18 protein-coding genes are annotated in these 20,153 nt (G+C 65.5%); 4 read left to right on the forward strand and 14 right to left on the reverse strand.

Features of this window, described 5'->3' with window-relative positions; all coding sequences use genetic code 11:
• Positions 1 to 9: 9 nt before the first annotated feature.
• From C693_RS0107575 to dnaA, 7 genes are all read right to left on the reverse strand, one after another.
• The gene (locus C693_RS0107575) at positions 10 to 744 is read right to left on the reverse strand and encodes a MotA/TolQ/ExbB proton channel family protein (protein ID WP_017461660.1); all 735 of its coding nucleotides are present in this window, start codon (positions 742 to 744) and stop codon (positions 10 to 12) included.
• A gap of 47 nt (positions 745 to 791) precedes the next feature.
• Positions 792 to 1,451, reverse strand: a complete 660-nt coding sequence (locus tag C693_RS0107580; protein WP_017461661.1) for an energy transducer TonB — start codon at positions 1,449 to 1,451, stop codon at positions 792 to 794.
• Between the two features lie 201 nt (positions 1,452 to 1,652).
• On the reverse strand, positions 1,653 to 2,942 hold the full coding sequence (locus C693_RS0107585; RefSeq protein ID WP_017461662.1) for a tetratricopeptide repeat protein: 1,290 nt from the start codon (positions 2,940 to 2,942) through the stop codon (positions 1,653 to 1,655).
• Between the two features lie 221 nt (positions 2,943 to 3,163).
• On the reverse strand, positions 3,164 to 5,584 hold the full coding sequence (gyrB, locus tag C693_RS0107590; RefSeq protein WP_017461663.1) for a DNA topoisomerase (ATP-hydrolyzing) subunit B: 2,421 nt from the start codon (positions 5,582 to 5,584) through the stop codon (positions 3,164 to 3,166).
• Between the two features lie 74 nt (positions 5,585 to 5,658).
• Entirely contained in the window at positions 5,659 to 6,732 is a 1,074-nt protein-coding gene (gene recF, locus C693_RS0107595) for a DNA replication/repair protein RecF (protein WP_043598557.1), read from the reverse strand.
• Between the two features lie 96 nt (positions 6,733 to 6,828).
• The gene (gene dnaN / locus C693_RS0107600) at positions 6,829 to 7,929 is read right to left on the reverse strand and encodes a DNA polymerase III subunit beta (protein ID WP_017461665.1); all 1,101 of its coding nucleotides are present in this window, start codon (positions 7,927 to 7,929) and stop codon (positions 6,829 to 6,831) included.
• A 253-nt stretch (positions 7,930 to 8,182) separates the two neighbouring features.
• The gene (gene dnaA, locus C693_RS0107605) at positions 8,183 to 9,529 is read right to left on the reverse strand and encodes a chromosomal replication initiator protein DnaA (RefSeq protein ID WP_017461666.1); all 1,347 of its coding nucleotides are present in this window, start codon (positions 9,527 to 9,529) and stop codon (positions 8,183 to 8,185) included.
• Positions 9,530 to 9,721: 192 nt separating this feature from the next.
• On the opposite strand from dnaA, the gene rpmH reads away from it, so the two are divergent.
• Genes rpmH through mnmE form a run of 4 tightly spaced genes read left to right on the forward strand, consistent with a single transcriptional unit; the run spans position 9,722 to position 13,439 of the window.
• A complete protein-coding gene (rpmH, locus tag C693_RS0107610; protein ID WP_007082494.1) occupies positions 9,722 to 9,856 on the forward strand; it encodes a 50S ribosomal protein L34 in 135 nt (44 codons plus the stop codon).
• 14 nt (positions 9,857 to 9,870) lie between these two features.
• On the forward strand, positions 9,871 to 10,251 hold the full coding sequence (gene rnpA, locus C693_RS21335; protein WP_017461667.1) for a ribonuclease P protein component: 381 nt from the start codon (positions 9,871 to 9,873) through the stop codon (positions 10,249 to 10,251).
• Positions 10,252 to 10,306: 55 nt separating this feature from the next.
• Positions 10,307 to 12,040 carry a membrane protein insertase YidC gene (gene yidC / locus C693_RS0107620; RefSeq protein ID WP_017461668.1) on the forward strand — a complete coding sequence of 578 codons (1,734 nt, stop codon included), beginning with the start codon at positions 10,307 to 10,309 and terminating at the stop codon, positions 12,038 to 12,040.
• A 49-nt stretch (positions 12,041 to 12,089) separates the two neighbouring features.
• Positions 12,090 to 13,439 carry a tRNA uridine-5-carboxymethylaminomethyl(34) synthesis GTPase MnmE gene (gene mnmE, locus C693_RS0107625; RefSeq protein WP_017461669.1) on the forward strand — a complete coding sequence of 450 codons (1,350 nt, stop codon included), beginning with the start codon at positions 12,090 to 12,092 and terminating at the stop codon, positions 13,437 to 13,439.
• 26 nt (positions 13,440 to 13,465) lie between these two features.
• Here the strand turns inward: mnmE and pnuC are convergent, their stop codons facing one another.
• From pnuC to hslV, 7 genes are all read right to left on the reverse strand, one after another.
• Positions 13,466 to 14,041: a nicotinamide riboside transporter PnuC gene (gene pnuC, locus C693_RS0107630; protein ID WP_017461670.1), complete on the reverse strand. Its 576-nt coding sequence runs from the start codon at positions 14,039 to 14,041 to the stop codon at positions 13,466 to 13,468.
• Positions 14,038 to 14,937, reverse strand: a complete 900-nt coding sequence (gene rbsK / locus C693_RS0107635) for a ribokinase (RefSeq protein ID WP_017461671.1) — start codon at positions 14,935 to 14,937, stop codon at positions 14,038 to 14,040. Before rbsK ends, pnuC begins: the two co-directional genes overlap by 4 nt.
• Before the next feature lie 52 nt (positions 14,938 to 14,989).
• Complete coding sequence (locus C693_RS0107640) at positions 14,990 to 15,397, reverse strand: hypothetical protein (RefSeq protein ID WP_017461672.1); 408 nt, start codon at positions 15,395 to 15,397, stop codon at positions 14,990 to 14,992.
• Positions 15,398 to 15,635: 238 nt separating this feature from the next.
• Positions 15,636 to 17,354, reverse strand: coding sequence for a ubiquinone-dependent pyruvate dehydrogenase (locus C693_RS0107645; RefSeq protein ID WP_017461673.1), 1,719 nt, complete (start codon positions 17,352 to 17,354; stop codon positions 15,636 to 15,638).
• A 135-nt stretch (positions 17,355 to 17,489) separates the two neighbouring features.
• Positions 17,490 to 18,104: a hypothetical protein gene (locus C693_RS0107650; RefSeq protein WP_017461674.1), complete on the reverse strand. Its 615-nt coding sequence runs from the start codon at positions 18,102 to 18,104 to the stop codon at positions 17,490 to 17,492.
• A gap of 37 nt (positions 18,105 to 18,141) precedes the next feature.
• Positions 18,142 to 19,482 carry an ATP-dependent protease ATPase subunit HslU gene (hslU, locus tag C693_RS0107655; protein ID WP_017461675.1) on the reverse strand — a complete coding sequence of 447 codons (1,341 nt, stop codon included), beginning with the start codon at positions 19,480 to 19,482 and terminating at the stop codon, positions 18,142 to 18,144.
• Between the two features lie 73 nt (positions 19,483 to 19,555).
• On the reverse strand, positions 19,556 to 20,089 hold the full coding sequence (gene hslV, locus C693_RS0107660; RefSeq protein ID WP_017461676.1) for an ATP-dependent protease subunit HslV: 534 nt from the start codon (positions 20,087 to 20,089) through the stop codon (positions 19,556 to 19,558).
• Positions 20,090 to 20,153: the final 64 nt, after the last annotated feature.

Below are 20,153 nucleotides of genomic sequence, written 5' to 3' on the forward strand. Positions count from 1 at the left end.
GTCAGGCCCTCACTTGCCTTCGACGCGGGCGCCAGTGGCGAAGAAGTCGTGCAGGTCGTGCGCGAACTCGTCGAACTGGGCGTAGGTCAGACGGTTGGAGCGGTTGAAGAAGTTGTAGGCGAGCAACGCCGGGATTGCGGTGAACAGACCGATCGCGGTCATGATCAGCGACTCACCCACCGGGCCGGCCACGGCCACCATCGACGCGTTGCCAGCGGCAGCGATGCCGATCAGCGCGTTGTAGATGCCCCACACGGTACCGAGCAGACCGACGAACGGAGCGGACGAGCCGACCGTTGCCAGCAGGGTCAGGCCGCCTTCCAGGCGCAGGCTCTCGCGGGCCACGGCCTGACGCAGGGCGCGGTCGATGAACTCCGAACGGCTCAGCGTCTGGGCCAGACCGTTGCCGCCAGCAGCAGCCTGCTGGTGGTGGGCGACGGCCGAGGCCGCGTCCAGGGCGATCTTGGAGAACGGCTCGCTCTTCGGCTGGGCCTCGAGCTCGCGGATGGCTTCCTGGGTGGAACCGGTGTTCCAGAAGCCATCGATCACCTTGTCGGCGCGCGAACGGACCATCGCGTTGCGAATCGCGTTGGCGACGATGAAGTACCACGAGGACACAGACATGATCACCAGGGTGACCAGCACGATCCAGCCAAGCGGATCGAGGTTGTGGAGAAGTGCGTCGAAGCCGATCTGCTTCATCGCTTCGGCGTTGGACAGAGGTGCAGAGGTCTCTTGGAACATAACGCTACCCTTGGGAAGTCAAGCGTGAACTGTAACTGTAATGGGGATTACAGCTGATTGAGGTTGAAATTGACCGGGACACGGGCGTAACCCTCGACCTTCTGACCATTGCGGATCGTCGGGTTGAAGCGCCAGTGGCGTGCAGCTTCGATGGCGGCGCGGTCCAGCTCGCGATAACCACTCGAGACGTCCACCTTGACGTCCTTCACCGAGCCATCGATACCAACCAGGATCAGCAGCGTCACCGTACCTTCGTGACGCTGACGGATGGCCTGCGGCGGGTAGCGCGGCTGCAAACGGCTGTTGTAGCTCAGATCCTGGCTGGCCGTGATGTCCGACGGCGGCGCAGGCGGTGCCGGCGGCGCAGGCGGAACCGGCGGTGCCGGGTTGTTCGTCGCTTCGTCAACCGGCGGCGGCGGCGCCGGCGGCGGCGGAGTCGGCGGCGGCTGCACCTGCTTGATGATTTTCGGCGGCGGCTGCTTCGGCGGCTCCGGCGGCGGCGGCGGCGGGGGCGGCGGCGGCGGCGGCGGCTCGATGAAGTTTACCTGGACGACCTTATCCTTCTCTTTTTGTGCCTGCTTCGGCGGAGCCATGGGCGCCACCAGCATCAGGAACGCGAAGGAATGCAGCGCGATGGCGGCTGCCAACGCCCAGGTGCGCCTCCAATTGAACGACTTATTGTCGATTTCGTGGTTGCTTGAGGCCATCTGTCACTATCTTGGAGCTAGTCGATCGGTGGGCGTTTGCCGCAGCGCTGAAGCGATGTCTCAGGCCTTAACAAGGCCATGAAACGCGGGAACTTTTCGCGCGCGGAAAGATTTCAACGGTACATCAGCGCAAGGCGTTTGTATAGCTCCCGGGCACGGGTTTTGGACGTCTATTTGTGCCCGGGGAACAAGGCCTTGGCGTTACTTGCCGGCTCCTGCCTTCCGCAACCAGTCCTTGGCCTTTGCCGCGGTTTCCGGATCCTGCGCGGCCTTCCTCATCGCCGCGATGGCGGCGGGCTTGTTCTTCAGGCCGCGCTCGGCCTCGGCCAGCAGCATGTAGGCCGAACCCTGGTGCTTCACACCCTTGGCAATACCCTGCTGGATCAGTGGAACCGCTTCCCGGTTCTTGTTCTGCACCACCAGGATCTGGCCGGCGCGAACGGCGGCCTCGCCGTCGGTCGCCATCGGGATGGCCTTCTTGTACGCGGCGACAGCCTTGGCCTCGTTGCCTGCCACGTAGGCCGCATCGCCGAGCAGCTTGTTGTTCTCGTAGGTACTGGGGATGATCCCGCTGGCCATGCCGTCCTCAAGCGTCTGGACGGCCTTCAGGGCGCTGGGCTTCGGGTTGTCGGTCGTCTGACCGGTGATCAGGTAGAGCTTGGCCAGATTCACATAGTCCTTGTCGGACTTCAGCACGCCCTGAGCCTTGGCCTTCTCCATCAGCTTGATGGCCTCGGGATACTTCTGCGCCTGCATCAACACCGCCACCGCATTGTTCAGCGTGGTCGGGTCGTTCGGGTTGGCCTCGAACTGCTTTTCGGCCAACTGCGCAGCCTGGTCGCTCTGACCCGACTCGGCATAGCTCGCCATCAGGATCTGGTTCCAGCTGTTCTGGGGCTTGTCGGACATCGACATCGCCTGCTTCATCGCGGCGATCGCCTCCGGATACTTCTGCAGCCGGTAGTAGGCATTGCCTTCGAGCGCGTGGGAGTCAGCCGTGTCGCGCTTGCCCTCGGCGCGCCATTTGGCGATCGTGTCGATCGCTGCCTCGTACTGCTCGTCCGCCAACTGGAACTGGGCCATCTCGTATTCGAGCTGGAAGTAGGTGTCATTCGGCATGACCCCGTTGGCCAGTGCCTGGGACAGCAGAGAGATGGCTCCCTTCAGGTCGCCTGCGTTGTACTTCAGGCTGGCCAGACCCTGCAGGGCCAGCGCCTGGGCGTACTTGCTCTTGCTCTTGTCCAGAATGGGCTGCAGGACGGACTCGGCTTTGGCCGCGTCGCCCGAGTTCACCGCATCGAGGCCTTCGTTGAGCTGCTTCTGATCCTTGCTGCTGGTCAGGTCGAGCTTGGGCTCCTTGCGGGTTGCGTTAGGGTACAACGCTTCCTTCTTGTCCTTGTCTGCATGGCTGGCGTGAGCCACCGGCGCAGCAATGATCGTCAAGGCAAGGGTCGCACCTGCCAGCAACTTGAACAGGGGGGCATGCTTCATGGCTGTCCTCATGTCGGGATTACGCGCAGAAAGGCGTAAGGGGATCCCCAAGACTACCGGCACATGCAATCGATAACAAGTCGCGCTGCCACATGACGATTTTATAAAAATCAAACATTTAGCATGCGGCTGCGTATGCAGTTATCTGTAACGCACCTCCAGCGAACACGGCGGCGCCACCAGAATGATGAGCGCCGCCGGACGGGCTGGCCTGAACCCTGTCAGATGTCGAGGTTTGCGACCTTGAGCGCGTTCGCTTCAATAAAGTCGCGGCGCGGTTCGACGGCCTCGCCCATCAGCATGGAAAACATCTGGTCGGCAGCGAAAGCGTCCTCGATACCGACCTGCAGCATGCGCCGGGTTTCCGGATTCACCGTGGTCTCCCACAACTGCTCCGGGTTCATTTCGCCCAGGCCCTTGAAGCGCTGGATGGTGCGGCCCTTCTTTGCCTCGTCGAGCAGCCAGGCGCGGACCTCGGCGAAGCTCGACACGCCACGCGAGGCGTTGCCGCGGCGGATGACTGCACCGGGCTGGACCAGCCCCGAGAGATGCTGGCTGGCCAGGAGGATCGGGCGGAACTCGCTGCCGGCGAAGAACGTCTGCGGCAGCAACCAGGTGTGGCTCAGCCCGTGCTGCTCGCGGACCACTTCGATCGCCGCCGGCTGCTCGGCCGTGGCCTCGCGCAGGGCCAGTCGGTAACGGGGCTTGCCGAGTCCGGAGGCGGCCAGCTTGTCCGTGACGGCATCCAGCCAGCCCTGCATCGCCTTTGCATCCGACCATAGGGCGGCGTCGATCGGCGGATGCTCGAGCAACGCGGTGAGCACGGCCGTGTCGACGCGGTGGCCGAGACGGGTGATCTGGTCGAGTGCGTGCTGGTAGTCGCGCAGCAACTTCTCGAGGGCTTCGCCGGTGATCGCCGGAGCCCCCGGGGCGTAGACCAGCTCGGCGTTGTCCACCGCGTTCGAGATCAGGTACTCGTTGAGCGCCGCGTCGTCCTTCAGGTACAGCTCCTGCTTGCCCTGCTTGAGCTTGTACAGCGGCGGCAGGCCGATGTAGACGTGGCCGCGCTCGATCAGCTCGGGCATCTGCCGGTAGAAGAACGTCAGCAGCAGGGTGCGGATGTGCGAGCCGTCCACGTCCGCGTCGGTCATGATGACGATGCGGTGGTAGCGGAGCTTGTCCGGGTTGTAGTCCTCCTTGCCGATACCGGTGCCGAGCGCGGTGATCAGCGTGCCGACCTCCGCCGAGGACAGCATCTTGTCGAAGCGGGCCTTCTCGACATTGAGGATCTTGCCTTTCAGGGGCAATACGGCCTGGTACTTGCGGTTGCGACCCTGCTTGGCCGAGCCGCCTGCCGAGTCACCCTCGACCAGGAACAGTTCGCACAGCGCCGGATCCTTCTCCTGGCAGTCGGCGAGCTTGCCCGGCAGGCCGGCGATATCGAGCGCGCCCTTGCGACGGGTCATCTCGCGGGCTTTGCGGGCTGCTTCGCGGGCGCGGGCGGCGTCGACCGCCTTGGAGGCGATAGCCCGGGCTTCGTTGGGGTGCTCGAGCAGGAACTCGCCCAGCTTCTCGTTGACCGCCTGCTCGACGGCCGTCTTGACCTCGGAGGAGACCAGCTTGTCCTTGGTCTGCGAAGAGAACTTCGGATCGGGCACCTTCACCGAGAGCACGGCGATCAGGCCTTCGCGCATGTCATCGCCGGACAGGGCAACCTTGGCGTTCTTGGCCAGCCCTTCCTTTTCGATGTAGCCCTGCAGCGAGCGGGTGAGCGCGGCACGGAAGCCGGTGAGATGCGTACCGCCATCTCGCTGGGGGATGTTGTTGGTAAAGCAGAACACGGTCTCCTGATAGGAGTCCGTCCACTGCATCGCAAGCTCCACCGAGATCCCATCCTGCTCGGACATCGAACTGAGGCTGATCACATTCGGATGCAGCGGGGTCTTCAGCTGGGACAGATGCTGTACGAACGAGGCGATGCCGCCCTCGTAGGCAAAGCGGTCCTGCCGCCCCTCCCCACGCTCGTCCTTCAGGTCGATGGTGACGCCGGAGTTGAGGAAGGCCAGTTCGCGCAGCCGCTTGGCCAGTATGTCGTAGTGGAATTCGACCTGGCTGAAGGTTTCCGGGCTGGGAAGGAATCGCACCGTGGTGCCGCGACGCGTGGTCTCGCCCACCACCTTCACCGGGTACTGGGGCTCACCCAGCTTGTATTCCTGGACGTGCTCCTTGCCTTCGCGATAGATCGTCAACCACAGGTGGGAGCTCAGTGCGTTGACCACCGAGACACCCACACCATGCAAGCCGCCGGACACCTTGTACGAGTTGTCGTCGAACTTGCCTCCTGCGTGAAGCACGGTCATCACCACCTCGGCGGTGGAACGTCCCTCCTCTGGATGCATTCCGACCGGAATGCCGCGGCCGTTGTCGCTCACGCTGACCGACCCATCATCGTGAATGGTGACGACGACATGGTCGCAATAGCCGGCGAGCGCTTCGTCGATCGAGTTGTCGACGACTTCGAACACCATGTGGTGGAGGCCGGTTCCGTCATCGGTGTCGCCGATGTACATGCCGGGGCGCTTGCGCACCGCTTCGAGGCCTTTGAGTACCTTGATGTTGCTCGAATCGTAAGTCGTGTTCATTCGGTGGCTGGTCTCCGGCGCCGGAATCCTCCGGCATGGCGCCTCGAAGGGCCGGAGGATGGTCAACCTTCCGATTATAGCAGGGGCGTTGCCACACCCTGTTCCACGTGGAACACGTGCGTGTGGGGGTCCAGGCTGGCTGGCAGTTCGGTCCCCGTGACGAGAACCTGAGCGTCGGCCACGCGCAGCTGCTCGACCAACGCCGCCTGGTGGGCCCGATCGAGCTCCGAGGCGAGGTCATCGATGCAAACGATCGGCCACTCCCCCCGCTCTTCCGAAAAGAGGCTGGCCTGGGCAAGCAGGCAGGCCAGTGCGGTCAGCTTTTCCTGGCCGCGCGACAAGTGCTCCCGGGAGGGTGCGTGGGCAAACGAAATCTGCCAATCGGCCCGATGCGGCCCCATGGTCGTGTGGCCCTTGGACAGGTCCCTTCCGCGCGAACTGGCCAACTGCTCCCTCAACGTCCCATGTTCGGACCATCCCGGGCGATACCGCAGGTTCATTTCGCCCAGCTCCGGTAGCAGGTATGCCGCCGATTTCGCCAGAACCGGAACAAGGCGATCGAGGTAGCCCCTCCTGAGTCGGTCGATGGTCGCGGCACTCTCGTCGAGTTCGTGCTCCCAAGGCGCGAACAACGCATCGTCGGAGCACTTGCTCCGAAGCAGGCTGTTCCTCTGCTTCAAGGCCCTCTGATAGCGCCGCCAAAGAGCGAGGAAAGCGTGTTCCACGTGAAACACCCCCCAATCGAGAAACCGCCGGCGCTCTTCTGCTCCTCCGGAAATCAGCGCGTGTGAGCCAGGATCAAAACTGACCACCGCGCATCTCCCGAGCAATTCCGCGACCGGACAGCCCTCGAAATTAAGGCGCGCTTGCCAATGCGCCCCATCCTTGCCCATGCCGAGACGATCCAGCCCCCCGTCGGCATGCAACACCTCGGCAAAGATGCCCAGCGAGCGCTCTCCGCGTCGAATCAGCGCCTCGCGCGCACCGCTCCGGAACGAGCGACCATGGGAGAGCACAAAAGCTGCTTCGAGCAGACTGGTCTTCCCTGCGCCATTGGGGCCAACGAAAGCATTGATGCCAGGCGACAACTCGAGATCGGCGTCTCGAATACACCTGAGCGAGCTGACCTTCAGCCTCACCAGGCGCACGGAGACACCCACAACGAAGAACGCCGGAGCGTCAGGTGACGGCTCCGGCGTCCAGTGGCAACAGGGATCGAGCGCCTCTGGCTCACGCGAGCGACATCAGAGTCGCAGCGGCATGATCACGTGACGGGACTGCTCACTGTCGTCTTCCTGCACCAGGCAACTGGACTGTGCGTCGCGCAGGTTGAGTCGAGCTTTGTCTCCCCGCAACGCAGCGAGTGCATCCAGCAGATAACCCACGTTGAACCCGACCGCGAGATCCGAAACCGAGGTCTCCGCCTCGACCTCCTCGACGGCCTCTTCCTGTTCCGGGTTATGCGCCACGATGCGCAGCCTCCCGGGGGAAAGCTCCAGTTTCACCCCACGATACTTTTCGTTGGAGAGAATCGCCGCGCGCTGGAGCGCTCCCCGCAACACCTCGCGATCCAGCGTCGCCCGCTTGTCCGCACCGAGCGGGATCACCGCTTCGTAATCCGGGAAGCGTCCGTCGATCAGCTTCGAGGTGAACACCACATCACCACGACGCACCCGCAGGTGATTGCGCCCGAACTCCAGCTCGACCGTGCCATCGCCGTTCTCGAACAGACCGATCAGCTCATTCACGCCCTTTCGCGGAATGATGATCTGGCGGCGCGCGGAGACCGAACTTTCCAGCTGGGTTTCCTTGAGCGCCAGTCGATGACCATCGGTCGCCACGCAGCGTAGCGTGTGTTCCTGCAGGTCAAGCAGCATGCCATTGAGGTAATAGCGCACGTCCTGGTTCGCCATCGCGAATGCCGTGCGCTCCATCAGATCCTTGAGCACCTCTTCCGGCAGGCTGACTTTCTCGACCAGTTCGATCTCGTCGATCGTCGGAAACTCCCCGGCCGGCAAAGTCGCCAACGTGAACCTGCTCCGCCCCGCATTGAGCGCTACGCGGTCGCCGTTGAGTTTGAGCTCGATCTGGGCGCCATCGGGCAACGCACGAACGATGTCGAACAGCTTGCGTGCGGGAATCGTGGTTTCCCCATCAGCCAGGTTCTCTGCGCCCGTTGTCGCGACCATCTCGACTTCCAGATCCGTCCCGGTCAGGGACAGGCGACCGTCGGAGACTCGGACCAGCAGATTGGCCAGCACGGGCAGCGTCTGGCGCCTCTCGACGACGCCAACGACCTGCTGGAGCGGCTTGAGCAGGGCTTCTCTTTGGATGCTGAATTGCATAGGTGGGCGTCCCCTAACACTGCTTTTCTGTTTTTAAAAGAAGGGCGGTAGTTGTTTCTGTACCGGTGCAAAACCCGGATTCAGGAAAACAATGATTTAAAATCAATACCTTGAAGCAAATCCACCCTGTGTCTGAAGCCTTGGCGAGTCTGTGCGCCAATTGTGGATAAATTTCGATGCCAAAACATCCCCCACTTATCCACAAGTTTCGGCACCTCTTATCAAGAGCTTGTGCCTGGAACCGGCTTGAACCTCAACCCGTGAGGGTCCGGATCAGCTGTTCCCAGTCCTGCCGCATGCGTGCGTCGGTCTCGCACAGCTTCTTGATCGTCCGGCAGGCATGGAGCACGGTGGTGTGGTCGCGACCCCCGAACGCCTCCCCGATCTCCGGCAGACTGTGCTCGGTCAGCTCCTTGGCCAGTGCCATCGCCATCTGCCTCGGCCGTGCCAGCGAGCGCACGCGCCGTTTGGACAACAGGTCCTGCAGACGCACGTTGAAGTACTCGGCGACGATCTTCTGGATGTTCGGTACCGTGACGGCCTGGGCGTGCGTAGCCAGCAGGTCGCGCAGGGTTTCTTCCGCGAAATCGGTGGTGATCGGTCGACCGAAGAAGTTGGCCTTGGCCGCGAGCGTGTTGAGCGCGCCTTCCAGGTCACGAACGTTGGAGCGGATGCGCTTGGCCAGCAACATCGCCACGCTCTCGCTTACCTGCACGCCCTTGTCCTGCGCCTTGGACAGCAGGATCGCGGCGCGGGTCTCGAAATCAGGCGGTTCGATCGCCACAGAAAGGCCCCAGCCCAGCCGCGACTTCAGCCTCGGCTCGAGCTTGTCCACTTCCTTCGGGTAGCGGTCGCAGGTCAGGATGATCTGCTGTTTGGACTCGAACAGCGCATTGAAGGTGTGGAAGAACTCTTCCTGGGTGGTGTCCTTGCCGGCGAAGAACTGGATGTCGTCGATCAGCAGCGCGTCGACCGAACGGAAACGCTGCTTGAACTGATCCATGCTCTTGGTGCGCAATGCCTCGATCATCGAGCCGACAAACTGCTCCGAGCGCAGGTACAGCACCTTGAAGTCCGGATTGTGCTCGCGCATCAGGTTTCCGGCGGCGTGCATCAGGTGGGTCTTGCCCAGACCGGTGCCGCCGTACAGCAGCAGCGGGTTGTAGGCCCGGCCGGGATTGGTGGCCACCTGGATCGCGGCCGCCTTGCCGAGCTGGTTGGACTTGCCCTCGACGAAGGTCTCGAAGGTGTAGTGCGGGTCCAGGTTGTGGACGAACGGCGCGCCCTGGGGGACCTGGGCCACTGCCGCCGGACGTGCGGGGGCAGTGGCCGACCCAGATCGCGTCGTCGGGGCGCGATAGGTGTTCGACCCGACTTCGAGACGCACCTCGAGCACATGCCCGGTGAGCTGTTCGATCACCGCTTCGATCCGCGCCAGGTAGCGGTCGCGAACGGTGTCCAGGGTGTAGGGGTTCGGGGCGAACAACTGCAGCCCGGTATGCGCGTCCCGCGCTTGCAGGGGCATCAGCCAGGTGTGCAGTTCGTCGGCGCCGAGCTCGCCTTCCAGACGCTCGAGGCAGCGCCGCCAGAGATCACTCATGAATCGTTCTTTCAACCACGGCAGGGGCGCTTGCGCGCAGGGTGGACGCGAAAGTCTAACAGCACCATCCACCGCGAATGGCAGATTTATCCACACCCCCGTCCACAGCCCGCGCGAGGGGCCATTTGACAGCAGGTCGCGCAACTCCGCATAATTTCCAACCTTTTTCTCACCATTAACCAGGAGGAAGCCATGAAGCGGACCTTCCAGCCCAGCAAGCTCAAGCGCGCCCGCACCCACGGCTTTCGTGCCCGCATGGCCACGGCCGACGGTCGCAAGATCATCAATGCGCGTCGCGCCAAGGGCCGCAAGCGCCTGATCCCGTAAGCGGCGCGCAAGCCATGCGTGCCGCCGGCCTGCCGCGCGAGGCGCGGCTTCGCCGCGCCGGTGATTTCGCCGCTCTGCGACAAGCCAGCGGCCGCCAAGGCGGCCGCTGTTTTTCTGTGCGCTATCGACCGAACGATCACGGCCACGCGCGGCTCGGCCTGGCGATCTCGAAACGAGTTTCCAAGCGCGCGGTCGAGCGCAACCGCATCAAGCGCCTCGTGCGTGAGTCATTCCGCCGCATTCGCCACCAACTGCCCGCCATCGACCTTGTGGTGATGGCGCGCGAGCAAGCCGCGCACTTGCCCGGACCGGAGTTGCTGGCCGAGCTCGACCAGTTGTGGCGCAAGCTTCTGCCGTTGAAGCCCGATCCCGCGGCCGGCACAATCGCGCGTTGACCTATTTTTTTCCGTCGCCGCGCCCTGGCGCCGCGCCTACCGGACCTGCCTCGCGATGAACCAAACGCGTACCTTCCTCCTGTTCGCCCTGGTGGCCGTCGCCTACCTGCTGTGGAACGCCTGGGAAAAGGACTACAGTCCGCAACCAGCCTTGCCCGCCGTGGCGGCCGCAGGTACCGCCGCCACCCCGGCCGCTGCGACCACCGCTGACGGAAGCGTTCCGGGTGCGTCCGTGCCGACCACGCCAGCGCTGCCGTCGAACGAGGTGGCCAAACCGGCTACCGGCGACAAGGCGCAGCTGATCACCGTCACCACCGACGTGCTGCGGCTGACCATCGACACCCGTGGCGGCAGCCTGGTGCGCTCGGAACTGCTGGACTACCCGGTCACGCCGCGCACGAAGAAGGATCCGGACCCTGCGCCGATCCGCCTGCTCGACGATACCGGCTCGCATTTCTTCGCCGCCCAGGACGGTCTGATCAGCGGCACCGGTGCGGCGCCGGACCACCGCGCACTGTTCCAGTCGACGCAGGCCAGCTACACGCTGGCCAAGGGGCAGGACGCACTCAACGTGGACCTTACCTGGACCGACCCCTCCGGGCTGAAGGTCACCAAGCGCTACACCCTGCACCGCGGCAGCTACGTCGTCGACCTCAGCCAGAAGATCGACAACGGCAGCGCCAAGCCCTGGACCGGCAACGCCTACCGCCAGCTGCAGCGCGTGGTGCCTCCGGCCCCGGTGCACAGCAATTTCCTGGCGAAGTTCTCCGACCAGTCGCGCTACAGCTTCTTCGGTGCTGCCTGGTACAGCCCGGAGCACAAGTTCGACAAGCTGGCCTTCGACAAATTCGCCAAGGAGCCGCTGAACCAGCCGGTCACCGGCGGCTGGCTGGCGATGGAGCAGCACTACTTCGTCACCGCCTGGCTGCCGCCGGCGCACGAGGCCGACACCTTCTCCAGCACCGTGATCAACGATCAGGACGGTCCGCGCTACCTGGTGCGCGACATGGGCCCGTCGATCACCGTGGCACCGGGTCAGAGCGGCAGCACCGATGCCCGGTTGTACGTGGGTCCGAAGCTGCGCGAGCAGCTCGGCGCGCTGGCGCCGGGCTTCGAGCTGGCGCTGGACTACGGCATCTTCTCGATCGTCGCCAGCCCGCTGCACTGGATCCTCTCCCACCTGCACCACCTGGTCGGGAACTGGGGTTTCGCGATCATCCTGCTGGTGCTGCTGATCAACGTCGCCATCTACAAGCTCAGCGAGGCGCAGTACGTCTCGGCGGCGCGCATGCGCAAGCTCAAGCCGCGGATGGACGCCCTGAAGGAGCGCTACGGCGACGACAAGCAGAAGATGCAGCAGGCGATGATGGAGCTGTACAAGAAGGAGAAGATCAACCCGGTCGCCGGCTGCCTGCCCATCCTGATCACGATCCCGATCTTCTTCGCGCTGTACACGGTGCTGCGCGAGAGCGTGGAGTTGCGTCAGGCACCGTTCGTCGGCTGGATCCATGACCTCTCTGCGGCTGATCCGTACTTCGTGCTGCCGGTGTTGTACATGGGCGTGATGCTGATGACCCAGTGGATGATGCCGACCCAGCCCGGCATGGATCCGACGCAGGCGAAGATGATGAAGTTCATGCCGCTCATGTTCGGCGTGATGTTCGCCTTCTTCCCCGCCGGTCTGGTGCTCTACTACATCGTCAACGGCCTGTGCCGCCTGGCGCAGCAGTGGTGGGTCACGCGGCGCATCGATCGCGCCGAGGCCGCCAAGGCGCTGGTCAGTCGCTGATCCCGACGGCCCGCCTCTGGCGGGCCGTTGCTTTTCCCGAGTCCTCCGCGTGAACGCCGCCGCGAACCACGACACCATCGCCGCCATCGCTACCGCAGCGGGCGCGGCTGGCGTCGGCGTGGTACGGGTCTCCGGGCCGGGCGTTCCGGCAATCGCGCGGGTCCTGCTCGGCCGCGCTCCGACGCCGCGGCATGCACACTTTGCCTCCTTCCGCGAAGACGACGGTGGGTTGATCGATCGGGGCCTGTTGCTGCATTTCCCGGCGCCGCACTCCTACACCGGCGAGCACGTGCTCGAATTGCAGGGACACGGCAGCATCGTCCTGCTGGATGCCTTGCTGCGCCGGGTCTGTGCGCTTGGTGCGCGTCTGGCCCGACCCGGCGAATTCACCGAGCGGGCGTTTCTCAACGGCAAGCTCGACCTCGCCCAGGCCGAGGCGGTGGCCGACCTGGTGGCGGCCCGCTCGCTCGCCGCGGCCCGCGCCGCCCTGCAGTCGATGGAGGGCGCCTTTTCGCGCCGGGTGCTCGACCTGCTGCAACAACTGATCGACCTGCGCGTGCACGTGGAGGCGGCGATCGATTTTCCCGAGGAAGAAATCGACTTTCTCGCCGATCCGGCCATTGCCCGGAAGCTGCAGGCGCTGCGCGAGGGGCACGCGGCACTGCTGCAAGAGGCCGAGCGCGGCGTGCGGTTGAGCGACGGTCTTCGGGTGGTCATCGTCGGCCGGCCGAACGCGGGCAAGTCCAGCCTGCTCAATGCGCTGGCCGGGCGCGATCGCGCCATCGTCACTTCGATCGCCGGCACCACCCGCGACGTGTTGCGCGAGACCGTGTGGCTCGATGGCATCGCGCTGGAGCTGGCCGATACCGCGGGCCTGCGCGATACCGAGGACGAGGTCGAGCGCGAAGGCGTGCGTCGAGCGCATGGCGAGCTGGCCATGGCCGACGTCGCGCTGCTGGTAACCGAGCGGGCGCATCGCGCGGAAGATCTGTCCCTGCTGGACAGGCTCCCGCCGGAGGTCACGCGCCTGGTGGTGGTGAACAAGATCGATCGCGATGGCCGGCTACCCGCGACGGATGTATCGGACGCAGCCGGGGCGCTGTGGCTGTCGGCGTGCACCGGCGACGGCGTGGATGCCCTGCGCGAGGTGCTCAAGCAGCTCGCAGGACAGAGCGGTGGCGAAGGCGCGTTCAGTGCGCGTCGCCGCCACGTCGAAGCGCTGCGGCATGTCGGCGACCGCCTGGTGCAGGCGGCGCATGCGCTGTCTGCGCTGCACGCCGGCGAACTGGCCGCCGAGGAACTGCGCCAGGCCCAGCACGCACTGGGCGAGATCACCGGCACGTACACCAGCGACGACCTGCTCGGCGCGATCTTCGGTTCGTTCTGCATCGGCAAGTAGCGCACACTCGCGCCAGACGCCGCGGATCAGGCGTTGGCGAGTCCCGCCGTTGCCTCGCGCAGCCGTCGCCAGTGGCGCCAGGACACCAGTGCGTTGACCCAGTACACCGCGTAGAGCACCGAGGTGAGATAGAGGCCGCGGCTGAAGTACAGCGGCACGGCGATCGAGTTGACCAGCAGCCAGAACGGCCAGTTCTGCACGCGCCGACGCATCATCAGCAACTGCGCGACGATGCTGAAAGCGAGCACGGTCGAGTCCAGAAATGGCGCGTAGGCATTGGTGAAGCGCCGCAGCAGCAGGCCATAAATCACCGCTCCGGCGGCGCCGGCCAGCAGCTGTCCGAGCAGCTGACGCGGGGGCAGGTCGGTCACCGGCAGTTCCCCGCCGTCGCGGCCATGCAGCCATTGCCACCAGCCCACCACGCTGGTGCCGACGAAGAACCCCTGCAGCACCACGTCGGCATACAGGCGGCTGTGCAGAAACACGAAGGCGAACAGGCTGCAGCCGACAATGCCGGTCCACCAGGTATGCACGCTGTTTCGCCCGGCCAGCAGGATCGACGCTCCAGCCAGCACGTTGGCGGTGATCTCCAGTGGACTCACGCGCCGGCCCGGCTGCCGAGGAAAGCCTCCAGCTCATCGCGGGTGGGCATTCCGCCCTGCGCACCGAGCCGGGTCACCGACAGTGCAGCGGCGGCGCAGGCCTTGCGCACCGCCACCTCGAGCCCGTCGCGCAGAAACACCGCCAGCGCACCATTGAAGGTATCGCCGGCACCGGTGGTGTCGACCACATCCACGCTGAAGCCATGCTGGTGCAGGGGTTCGCCCTGCTCCCGGTACCACGCGCCTTCGCCGCCCCGCGTCAGCACCACCGGGCATGGCGCGCGTCGCATCAGCTCGCGGAAGTCGGTATCGCCCGCATCGCCCAGCACCGCCGCCAGTTCGTGCTGGTTGGGCGTGAGGTAGCGTGCCTGCGCCAGCCACTCCCGCGGCAGCGGTTGCGCCGGTGCGGGATTGAGAATCACGGGTACGTCGACCGCCCGCCCGAGCCGGACCGTGGCTTCGACGGTTTCCAGCGGAATTTCCATCTGCACCAGCACCGCGTCGGCCCGCTCGATGAGCGCCCGCGCGGCCTCGACCTGCGTCGCCGTGACGTGGGCGTTGGCGCCTGGAACCACGACGATCTGATTGTCGCCTTCGGCCACGGTGATCGAGGCGGTGCCACTGCCCACGTCGTCACGTGTCGTCACATGGGTGGTGTCCACACCCTCCTCGACGAGCCCGCGCGCGAGTTGCTCGCCGAACGCGTCGCGCCCCACCGCGCCGACCATCACCACCTGTGCGCCCAGTCGCGCCGCCGCGACCGCCTGGTTGGCTCCCTTGCCGCCGGGGACGGTGAGAAAGCGCTCGCCCAGAAGGGTCTCGCCTGCTACCGGAAAGCGCGGCACCAGGGTGACCAGATCCATATTGATGCTGCCGACGACGACGATGCGGGCCATGCGCACTCCGGAAAGCGATCGGGTCGTGCAGCATACGCGATGCCCGTCGCGCCTACGCGCCGTCGTCGGCGCCGTCCCGCCGCTTCTGCTTGCGGCGCTCCTGCAGTTGTTGCTTCCACTGCGCGTACTTCTGCTTCTGGTTGTCCGTCAACACAGCCTGGATCTGCGCGTCGGTGCCGCGCTGGATCGCGCGCAGCCGGTCGCGTCGCACCCGCTTGTCCAGCGATGAGTCGCTGCGCAGCTGGGACAGCTGTTGCTGGCGCTGCGCGATCACCGGCGCCAATGCGGCTGCCTGCTGCGGGCTCAGCTGCAGCAGCCGGCTGAGGTGCCGGACCTGGCGCTGCGGATCCTTCGCGGTGCGGGCGCCGGCGGGCACCGTGGTGGACGCATCCTGCGCCGGCACCTGGGGCGATGCCAGGCCCAGGCCGAGCAGTGCGAGAAACATCAACGGACGGGACATGGCCGGCTCCTGCGGAGGAAAGGTTCTTCCCGAACGCCCGGCCATGCGGCCGGTTGACGCCGCCCTTACCGGCTTCTGCTCGGGCCGTTGCCTGGGTCATGCCGGCGGGTGGACGGAACGGCTGCACTGCCTGGGCAAAACCGCCAGCGGGTCCGGCGTGGTCCGGAGCGTGCCGCCGGTGTTGCCAGCGTGGCGCGCCGATGCACCCCTGGATACCGCACCTGTCCCTTGGTGGGACTCAGTCGATGAAGTTGCTGCGCAACAGCTCGCCCACCTCGTCGCCGCGACCGCTCAGCACCGCCTTGGCCGAGTACAGCGCGGTATGCAGCACCTGGCCGGGCTCGATCTTCGGCGGCATCACCAGTTCATAGCGGTTGACCCTGACGTCGAGCAGGGCCGGGCCGGGTCGGGACAGGACGTCCCGGACCGCCTCCTCCAGCGTGTCAGCGCCTTCCACCCGGCGACCGTAGATGCCCATGGCGTCGGCGAGACGGGCGAAGTCGGGGTTCTTCAGATCGGTGTAAGCATCGAGCAGGCCTTCCACCTTCTGCTCCATCTCGACGAAGCCGAGCGAACCGTTGTTGTAGACGACCACCTTGATCGGAATGCATTCCTGCACGGCGGTGAGCAGGTCGCCCAGCAGCATGGCCAGCCCGCCGTCGCCGCACAACGCAATCACCTGTCGCTGGGGCAGTGCCTTCTTGATGCCGAGCGCCGAAGGCATCGCGTTCGCCATGGTGCCGTGTACCAGGCTGGTGAGCGTTCGTCGCCGGCCGTTGCTGCGCACATGCCGCAACAGCCAGACCATCGGGCTGCCGCCATCGGCGGTGAAGACCGCGTCGTCGTCGGCATGGCGATCGATCAGCGCCGTCAGGTACTGCGGATGGATCAGCCCGTCGTGACCGGCATGCTCCTCGCCCTGTTCCCGCCCGCGCGTGTCCGCGCGAACGCGCAGGCTGTTGCGCAGGAAGGCGTGGTCCTCCCGCGGATGCAACCGTGGCAGCAACGCCTGCAGCGTCTCGCGGACGTGCCCGACCACGCCGAGGTCGACGGGATGGCGGCGCCCCAGGTGGGTGGCGTCGCTGTCGACCTGGATCAGGGTGGCCTCGTGTGGGTAGAACTGACTCCAGGCGAAGTCCGCACCGAGCAGCAGAAGGGTGTCGCAGGCATCGATCGCGCGGAAGCCGGAGGGCTCGCCGATGATGCCGGTCATGCCGACGTTGTAGGGATTGTGCGGTTCGATGAAGTCCTTGGCCCGCGAGGTGTGCGCCACCGGAGCCTGGATTCGTTCGGCCAGTGCGACCACCTCATCGTGCGCGCCCTCGCAGCCCGAGCCGCAGTAGACCGTCACCCGCTTGCCGGCGTTGATCCGTTCGGCCATCGCGTCGAGTTCGGCGTCGCTGGGTCGCAGCACCGGCGTGGGCACGTGCGGACGGAACGCGAGGCCCTCCTCGACTTCGGCGCTGCTGATGTCGCCGGGCACGATGATCACCGCCGCGCCACGGCGGTTCAGTGCCGCCTGCGCGGCCAGCGCGGTGACCCGCCGGGCCTGCGCCGGATGATGGATGTAACTGCAAAAGTGACTGCAGGTGTCGTAGATCGGCTTCAGGTCCACTTCCTGCGGGAAGTCCATGCCCATCTCGGCAGTGGCCACCTGGGTGGCGATCAGCACCACCGGCGCGCGGTTGCGATGGGCCTCGAACAGGCCGTTGACGAAGTGCAGGCTGCCCGGGCCGCAGGTGCCGGCGCAGGCGGTGAGTCGGCCGGTGATCAGCGCTTCGCCACCGGCGGCCATCGCCCCGGCCTCCTCGTGGCGCATATGCACCCATTCGATCGGGCTGCGGCGGATCGCATCGGTGATGTGGTTCAGCGTGTCGCCCACAATGCCGTAGCAGTGCTTCACGCCGGCTTCGGCCAGCGTCTCGATGATGATGTCGGCGACTTTCTTCCTGGACATGGGGCACTCCGCGTCGATGGACGATCGGCCCATTGCAACGCCGGTCCCGGCAAGCGGGAGTGAACGCGTGCCTCAAGTGCATACGAAAAAGCCCACCGTTTCCGGTGGGCTTCGCGTGCGGTCGGTGCGGCGGCCTTACTGTGCGCGGCCGACGCCTGAATCGCCCTGCTCCAGCGGCGGCGGATCCCCCGCGACGGCCAGCAGCGACTGTGCATAGCCGTCCTGGATGCTGATGGTCGACACTTCTTCCCAGGCGAAGAACGAGGGCTCACGCAGCCACTCCGCGTCCGGGGTGATTTCCTGCATGTTGAAGCCGTCTTCCTCCACGCCGAGCACGCGCCCGACATAGCAGACTTCCGACTCGTCCTCGCTGTCCACGTGCACGCCGACCACCGGCGAGAGCAGGCCGGCGGCCTGGACCACCTCGCGGATGCCATCCAGCGGAAACTGGCGTGGTACCCGCGGCACGATGTGCTTGATCGCCAGCGCACGTTCGATGAACGCATGGTGCGCGTCCGGCGCCTCCAGCTCGGTGACGTCACGGTGGCGCATCACGTACAGGCCATCGTAGGTGATGGCGTCACCGACCACCCAGAGCAGGAAGAACTCCCGCCCCACGCCGGCCACGTAGCCGCAGAAGCTGCCGTGTTCCAGGTCGCCGCGCCACAGCCGCACCAGCTGCTGCCGCTGCTGCGCTTCACGCAACTGCGCCCGCTGACCGGTGATTTTGAGTTCGATGACCTTGCCCATGACGTCCATTTTAGCAGACTGGGACAGCCCGGCTTGTTTACAGGATGTAGCGGCTCAGATCCTGGTCCTCGACGAGACTTCCGAGCGTTTTGTCCACGAATTCGCCGTCGATCAGGTACTTTTCCCCGCTCTTGTCTGCGGCCTCGTACGAGATGCTCTCCAGCAGGCGCTCCATCACGGTGTGCAGCCGCCGTGCCCCGATGTTCTCGGTGCGCTCGTTCACCTGGCAGGCCACCTCGGCCAGCCGGTCGATCCCCGACTCGGCGAATTCCACCGTCACGCCTTCGGTCGCCAGCAGGGCCACGTACTGCTTGGTCAACGCATTGTTCGGCTCGCGCAGGATCCGCTTGAAGTCGTCGACCGACAACGCCGACAGCTCGACGCGGATCGGCAGCCGGCCCTGCAGCTCGGGAATCAGGTCCGAAGGCTTGGCCAGCGAGAACGCCCCCGAGGCGATGAACAGCATGTGGTCGGTCCTGATCGGACCGTACTTGGTCGACACGTTGGAACCTTCCACCAGCGGCAACAGGTCACGCTGAACGCCCTCCCGGCTGACGCCGGAGTGGCCGTAGTCGCTGCGCTGGGCCACCTTGTCGATCTCGTCGATGAAAACGATGCCGTGCTGCTCGGCGGCTTCCACCGCCTGGGCACGGATCTCCTCGTCGTTGAGCAGCTTGCCGGCTTCCTCGTCGATCAGCAGCGGCCGCGCCGCCCGGATCGCCAGCTTGCGCTTCTGCGTCTTGGCGCCACCCAGGTTCTGGAACATCTGGCGCAGCTGCGCGCCCATTTCCTCCATGCCCGGTGGCGACATGATCTCCACGCCGACATTCATCGCCGTTTCCAGCTCGATTTCGCGATCATCCAGCGCGCCCTCGCGCAGCTGCTTGCGCAGCTTCTGCCGGGTATCGCTGTCGATCGACGGCGTGGCCGCGGTGTCGTGGCTCCAGTCGGCCGGCGCCTGCCGACGCGGCAGCAGGGCGTCGAGGATGCGGTCCTCGGCGCGATCCTCGGCCTGGCTCCGCACGCGCTTGACTGCCTGTTCGCGGGTCAGCTTGTAGGCGACGTCGGCAAGGTCGCGGATGATCGACTCGACGTCCTTGCCCACATAGCCGACCTCGGTGAACTTGGTCGCTTCGACCTTGACGAACGGAGCATTGGCCAGCGTGGCCAGCCGCCGCGCGATCTCGGTCTTGCCCACGCCGGTGGGGCCGATCATCAGAATGTTCTTCGGCGTCACCTCGTTGCGCATCGCCGGCTCCAGCTGCATGCGCCGCCAGCGGCTGCGCAGGGCCACCGCCACGGCGCGCTTGGCGTCGTGCTGGCCGATGATGTAGCGATCGAGTTCGTTGACGATTTCGCGGGGGGTGAGTTCGGACATGGGTCACCGGTCAGTGGGGACTGGCGGGACCGCCGTCCCGGCCCGGGGCCGAAACGGCGGCAGCGACGAGCGCTCAGAGCTCTTCGATCACCGCGTTGTGGTTGGTGTAGATGCAGATGTCGCCGGCGATCTTCAGCGACTTCTCGACGATGCTGCGCGCGTCCAGGTCGGAATTTTCCAGCAGCGCGAGCGCCGCGGACTGTGCATACGGGCCTCCGGATCCGATCGCGATCAGGCCAAGCTCGGGTTCCAGCACGTCGCCGTTGCCGGAAATCAGCAGAGAAGTGTCCTTGTCGGCCACCGCGAGCATGGCCTCGAGTTTTCCGTAGCGGCGGTCGGTGCGCCATTCCTTGGCCATCTCGACCGCGGCGCGGGTGAGGTTGTTGCCGTGCTTGTCCAGCTTCTGCTCGAACAGCTCGAAGAGCGTGAACGCATCGGCCGTGGCGCCGGCGAAACCGGCCAGCACGTCGCCCTTGCCGAGCCGGCGGATCTTGCGGGCGTTGGCTTTCATCACCGTATGCCCCAGGGTCACCTGTCCGTCGCCGCCGATCACGACCTTGCCGTGGCGGCGCACGGAAACGATGGTGGTGGCGTGGAACGATTCCATGGCAGCTCCGTGAGACAGACGAACGGTCTCTGTGGGGTTCGGAGCCGGAGATTGCAAGCGGGGC

The sequence above is a fragment of the Dyella ginsengisoli LA-4 genome (genome assembly GCF_000334915.1).
GTDB lineage: Bacteria > Pseudomonadota > Gammaproteobacteria > Xanthomonadales > Rhodanobacteraceae > Dyella_A > Dyella_A ginsengisoli_A.

Excerpts from the sequence above, each read along its gene's own strand:
- C693_RS0107575 (WP_017461660.1), bottom strand. The coding sequence starts at position 744 with ATGTTCCAAGAGACCTCTGCACCTCTGTCCAACGCCGAAGCGATGAAG.
- C693_RS0107650 (WP_017461674.1), bottom strand. The coding sequence starts at position 18,104 with ATGGGCAAGGTCATCGAACTCAAAATCACCGGTCAGCGGGCGCAGTTG.
- C693_RS0107580 (WP_017461661.1), bottom strand. The coding sequence starts at position 1,451 with ATGGCCTCAAGCAACCACGAAATCGACAATAAGTCGTTCAATTGGAGG.
- rnpA (WP_017461667.1), top strand. The coding sequence starts at position 9,871 with ATGCGTGCCGCCGGCCTGCCGCGCGAGGCGCGGCTTCGCCGCGCCGGT.
- yidC (WP_017461668.1), top strand. The coding sequence starts at position 10,307 with ATGAACCAAACGCGTACCTTCCTCCTGTTCGCCCTGGTGGCCGTCGCC.
- dnaN (WP_017461665.1), bottom strand. The coding sequence starts at position 7,929 with ATGCAATTCAGCATCCAAAGAGAAGCCCTGCTCAAGCCGCTCCAGCAG.
- rpmH (WP_007082494.1), top strand. The coding sequence starts at position 9,722 with ATGAAGCGGACCTTCCAGCCCAGCAAGCTCAAGCGCGCCCGCACCCAC.
- C693_RS0107640 (WP_017461672.1), bottom strand. The coding sequence starts at position 15,397 with ATGTCCCGTCCGTTGATGTTTCTCGCACTGCTCGGCCTGGGCCTGGCA.
- dnaA (WP_017461666.1), bottom strand. The coding sequence starts at position 9,529 with ATGAGTGATCTCTGGCGGCGCTGCCTCGAGCGTCTGGAAGGCGAGCTC.
- hslV (WP_017461676.1), bottom strand. The coding sequence starts at position 20,089 with ATGGAATCGTTCCACGCCACCACCATCGTTTCCGTGCGCCGCCACGGC.
- gyrB (WP_017461663.1), bottom strand. The coding sequence starts at position 5,584 with ATGAACACGACTTACGATTCGAGCAACATCAAGGTACTCAAAGGCCTC.
- hslU (WP_017461675.1), bottom strand. The coding sequence starts at position 19,482 with ATGTCCGAACTCACCCCCCGCGAAATCGTCAACGAACTCGATCGCTAC.
- C693_RS0107645 (WP_017461673.1), bottom strand. The coding sequence starts at position 17,354 with ATGTCCAGGAAGAAAGTCGCCGACATCATCATCGAGACGCTGGCCGAA.
- C693_RS0107585 (WP_017461662.1), bottom strand. The coding sequence starts at position 2,942 with ATGAAGCATGCCCCCCTGTTCAAGTTGCTGGCAGGTGCGACCCTTGCC.
- rbsK (WP_017461671.1), bottom strand. The coding sequence starts at position 14,937 with ATGGCCCGCATCGTCGTCGTCGGCAGCATCAATATGGATCTGGTCACC.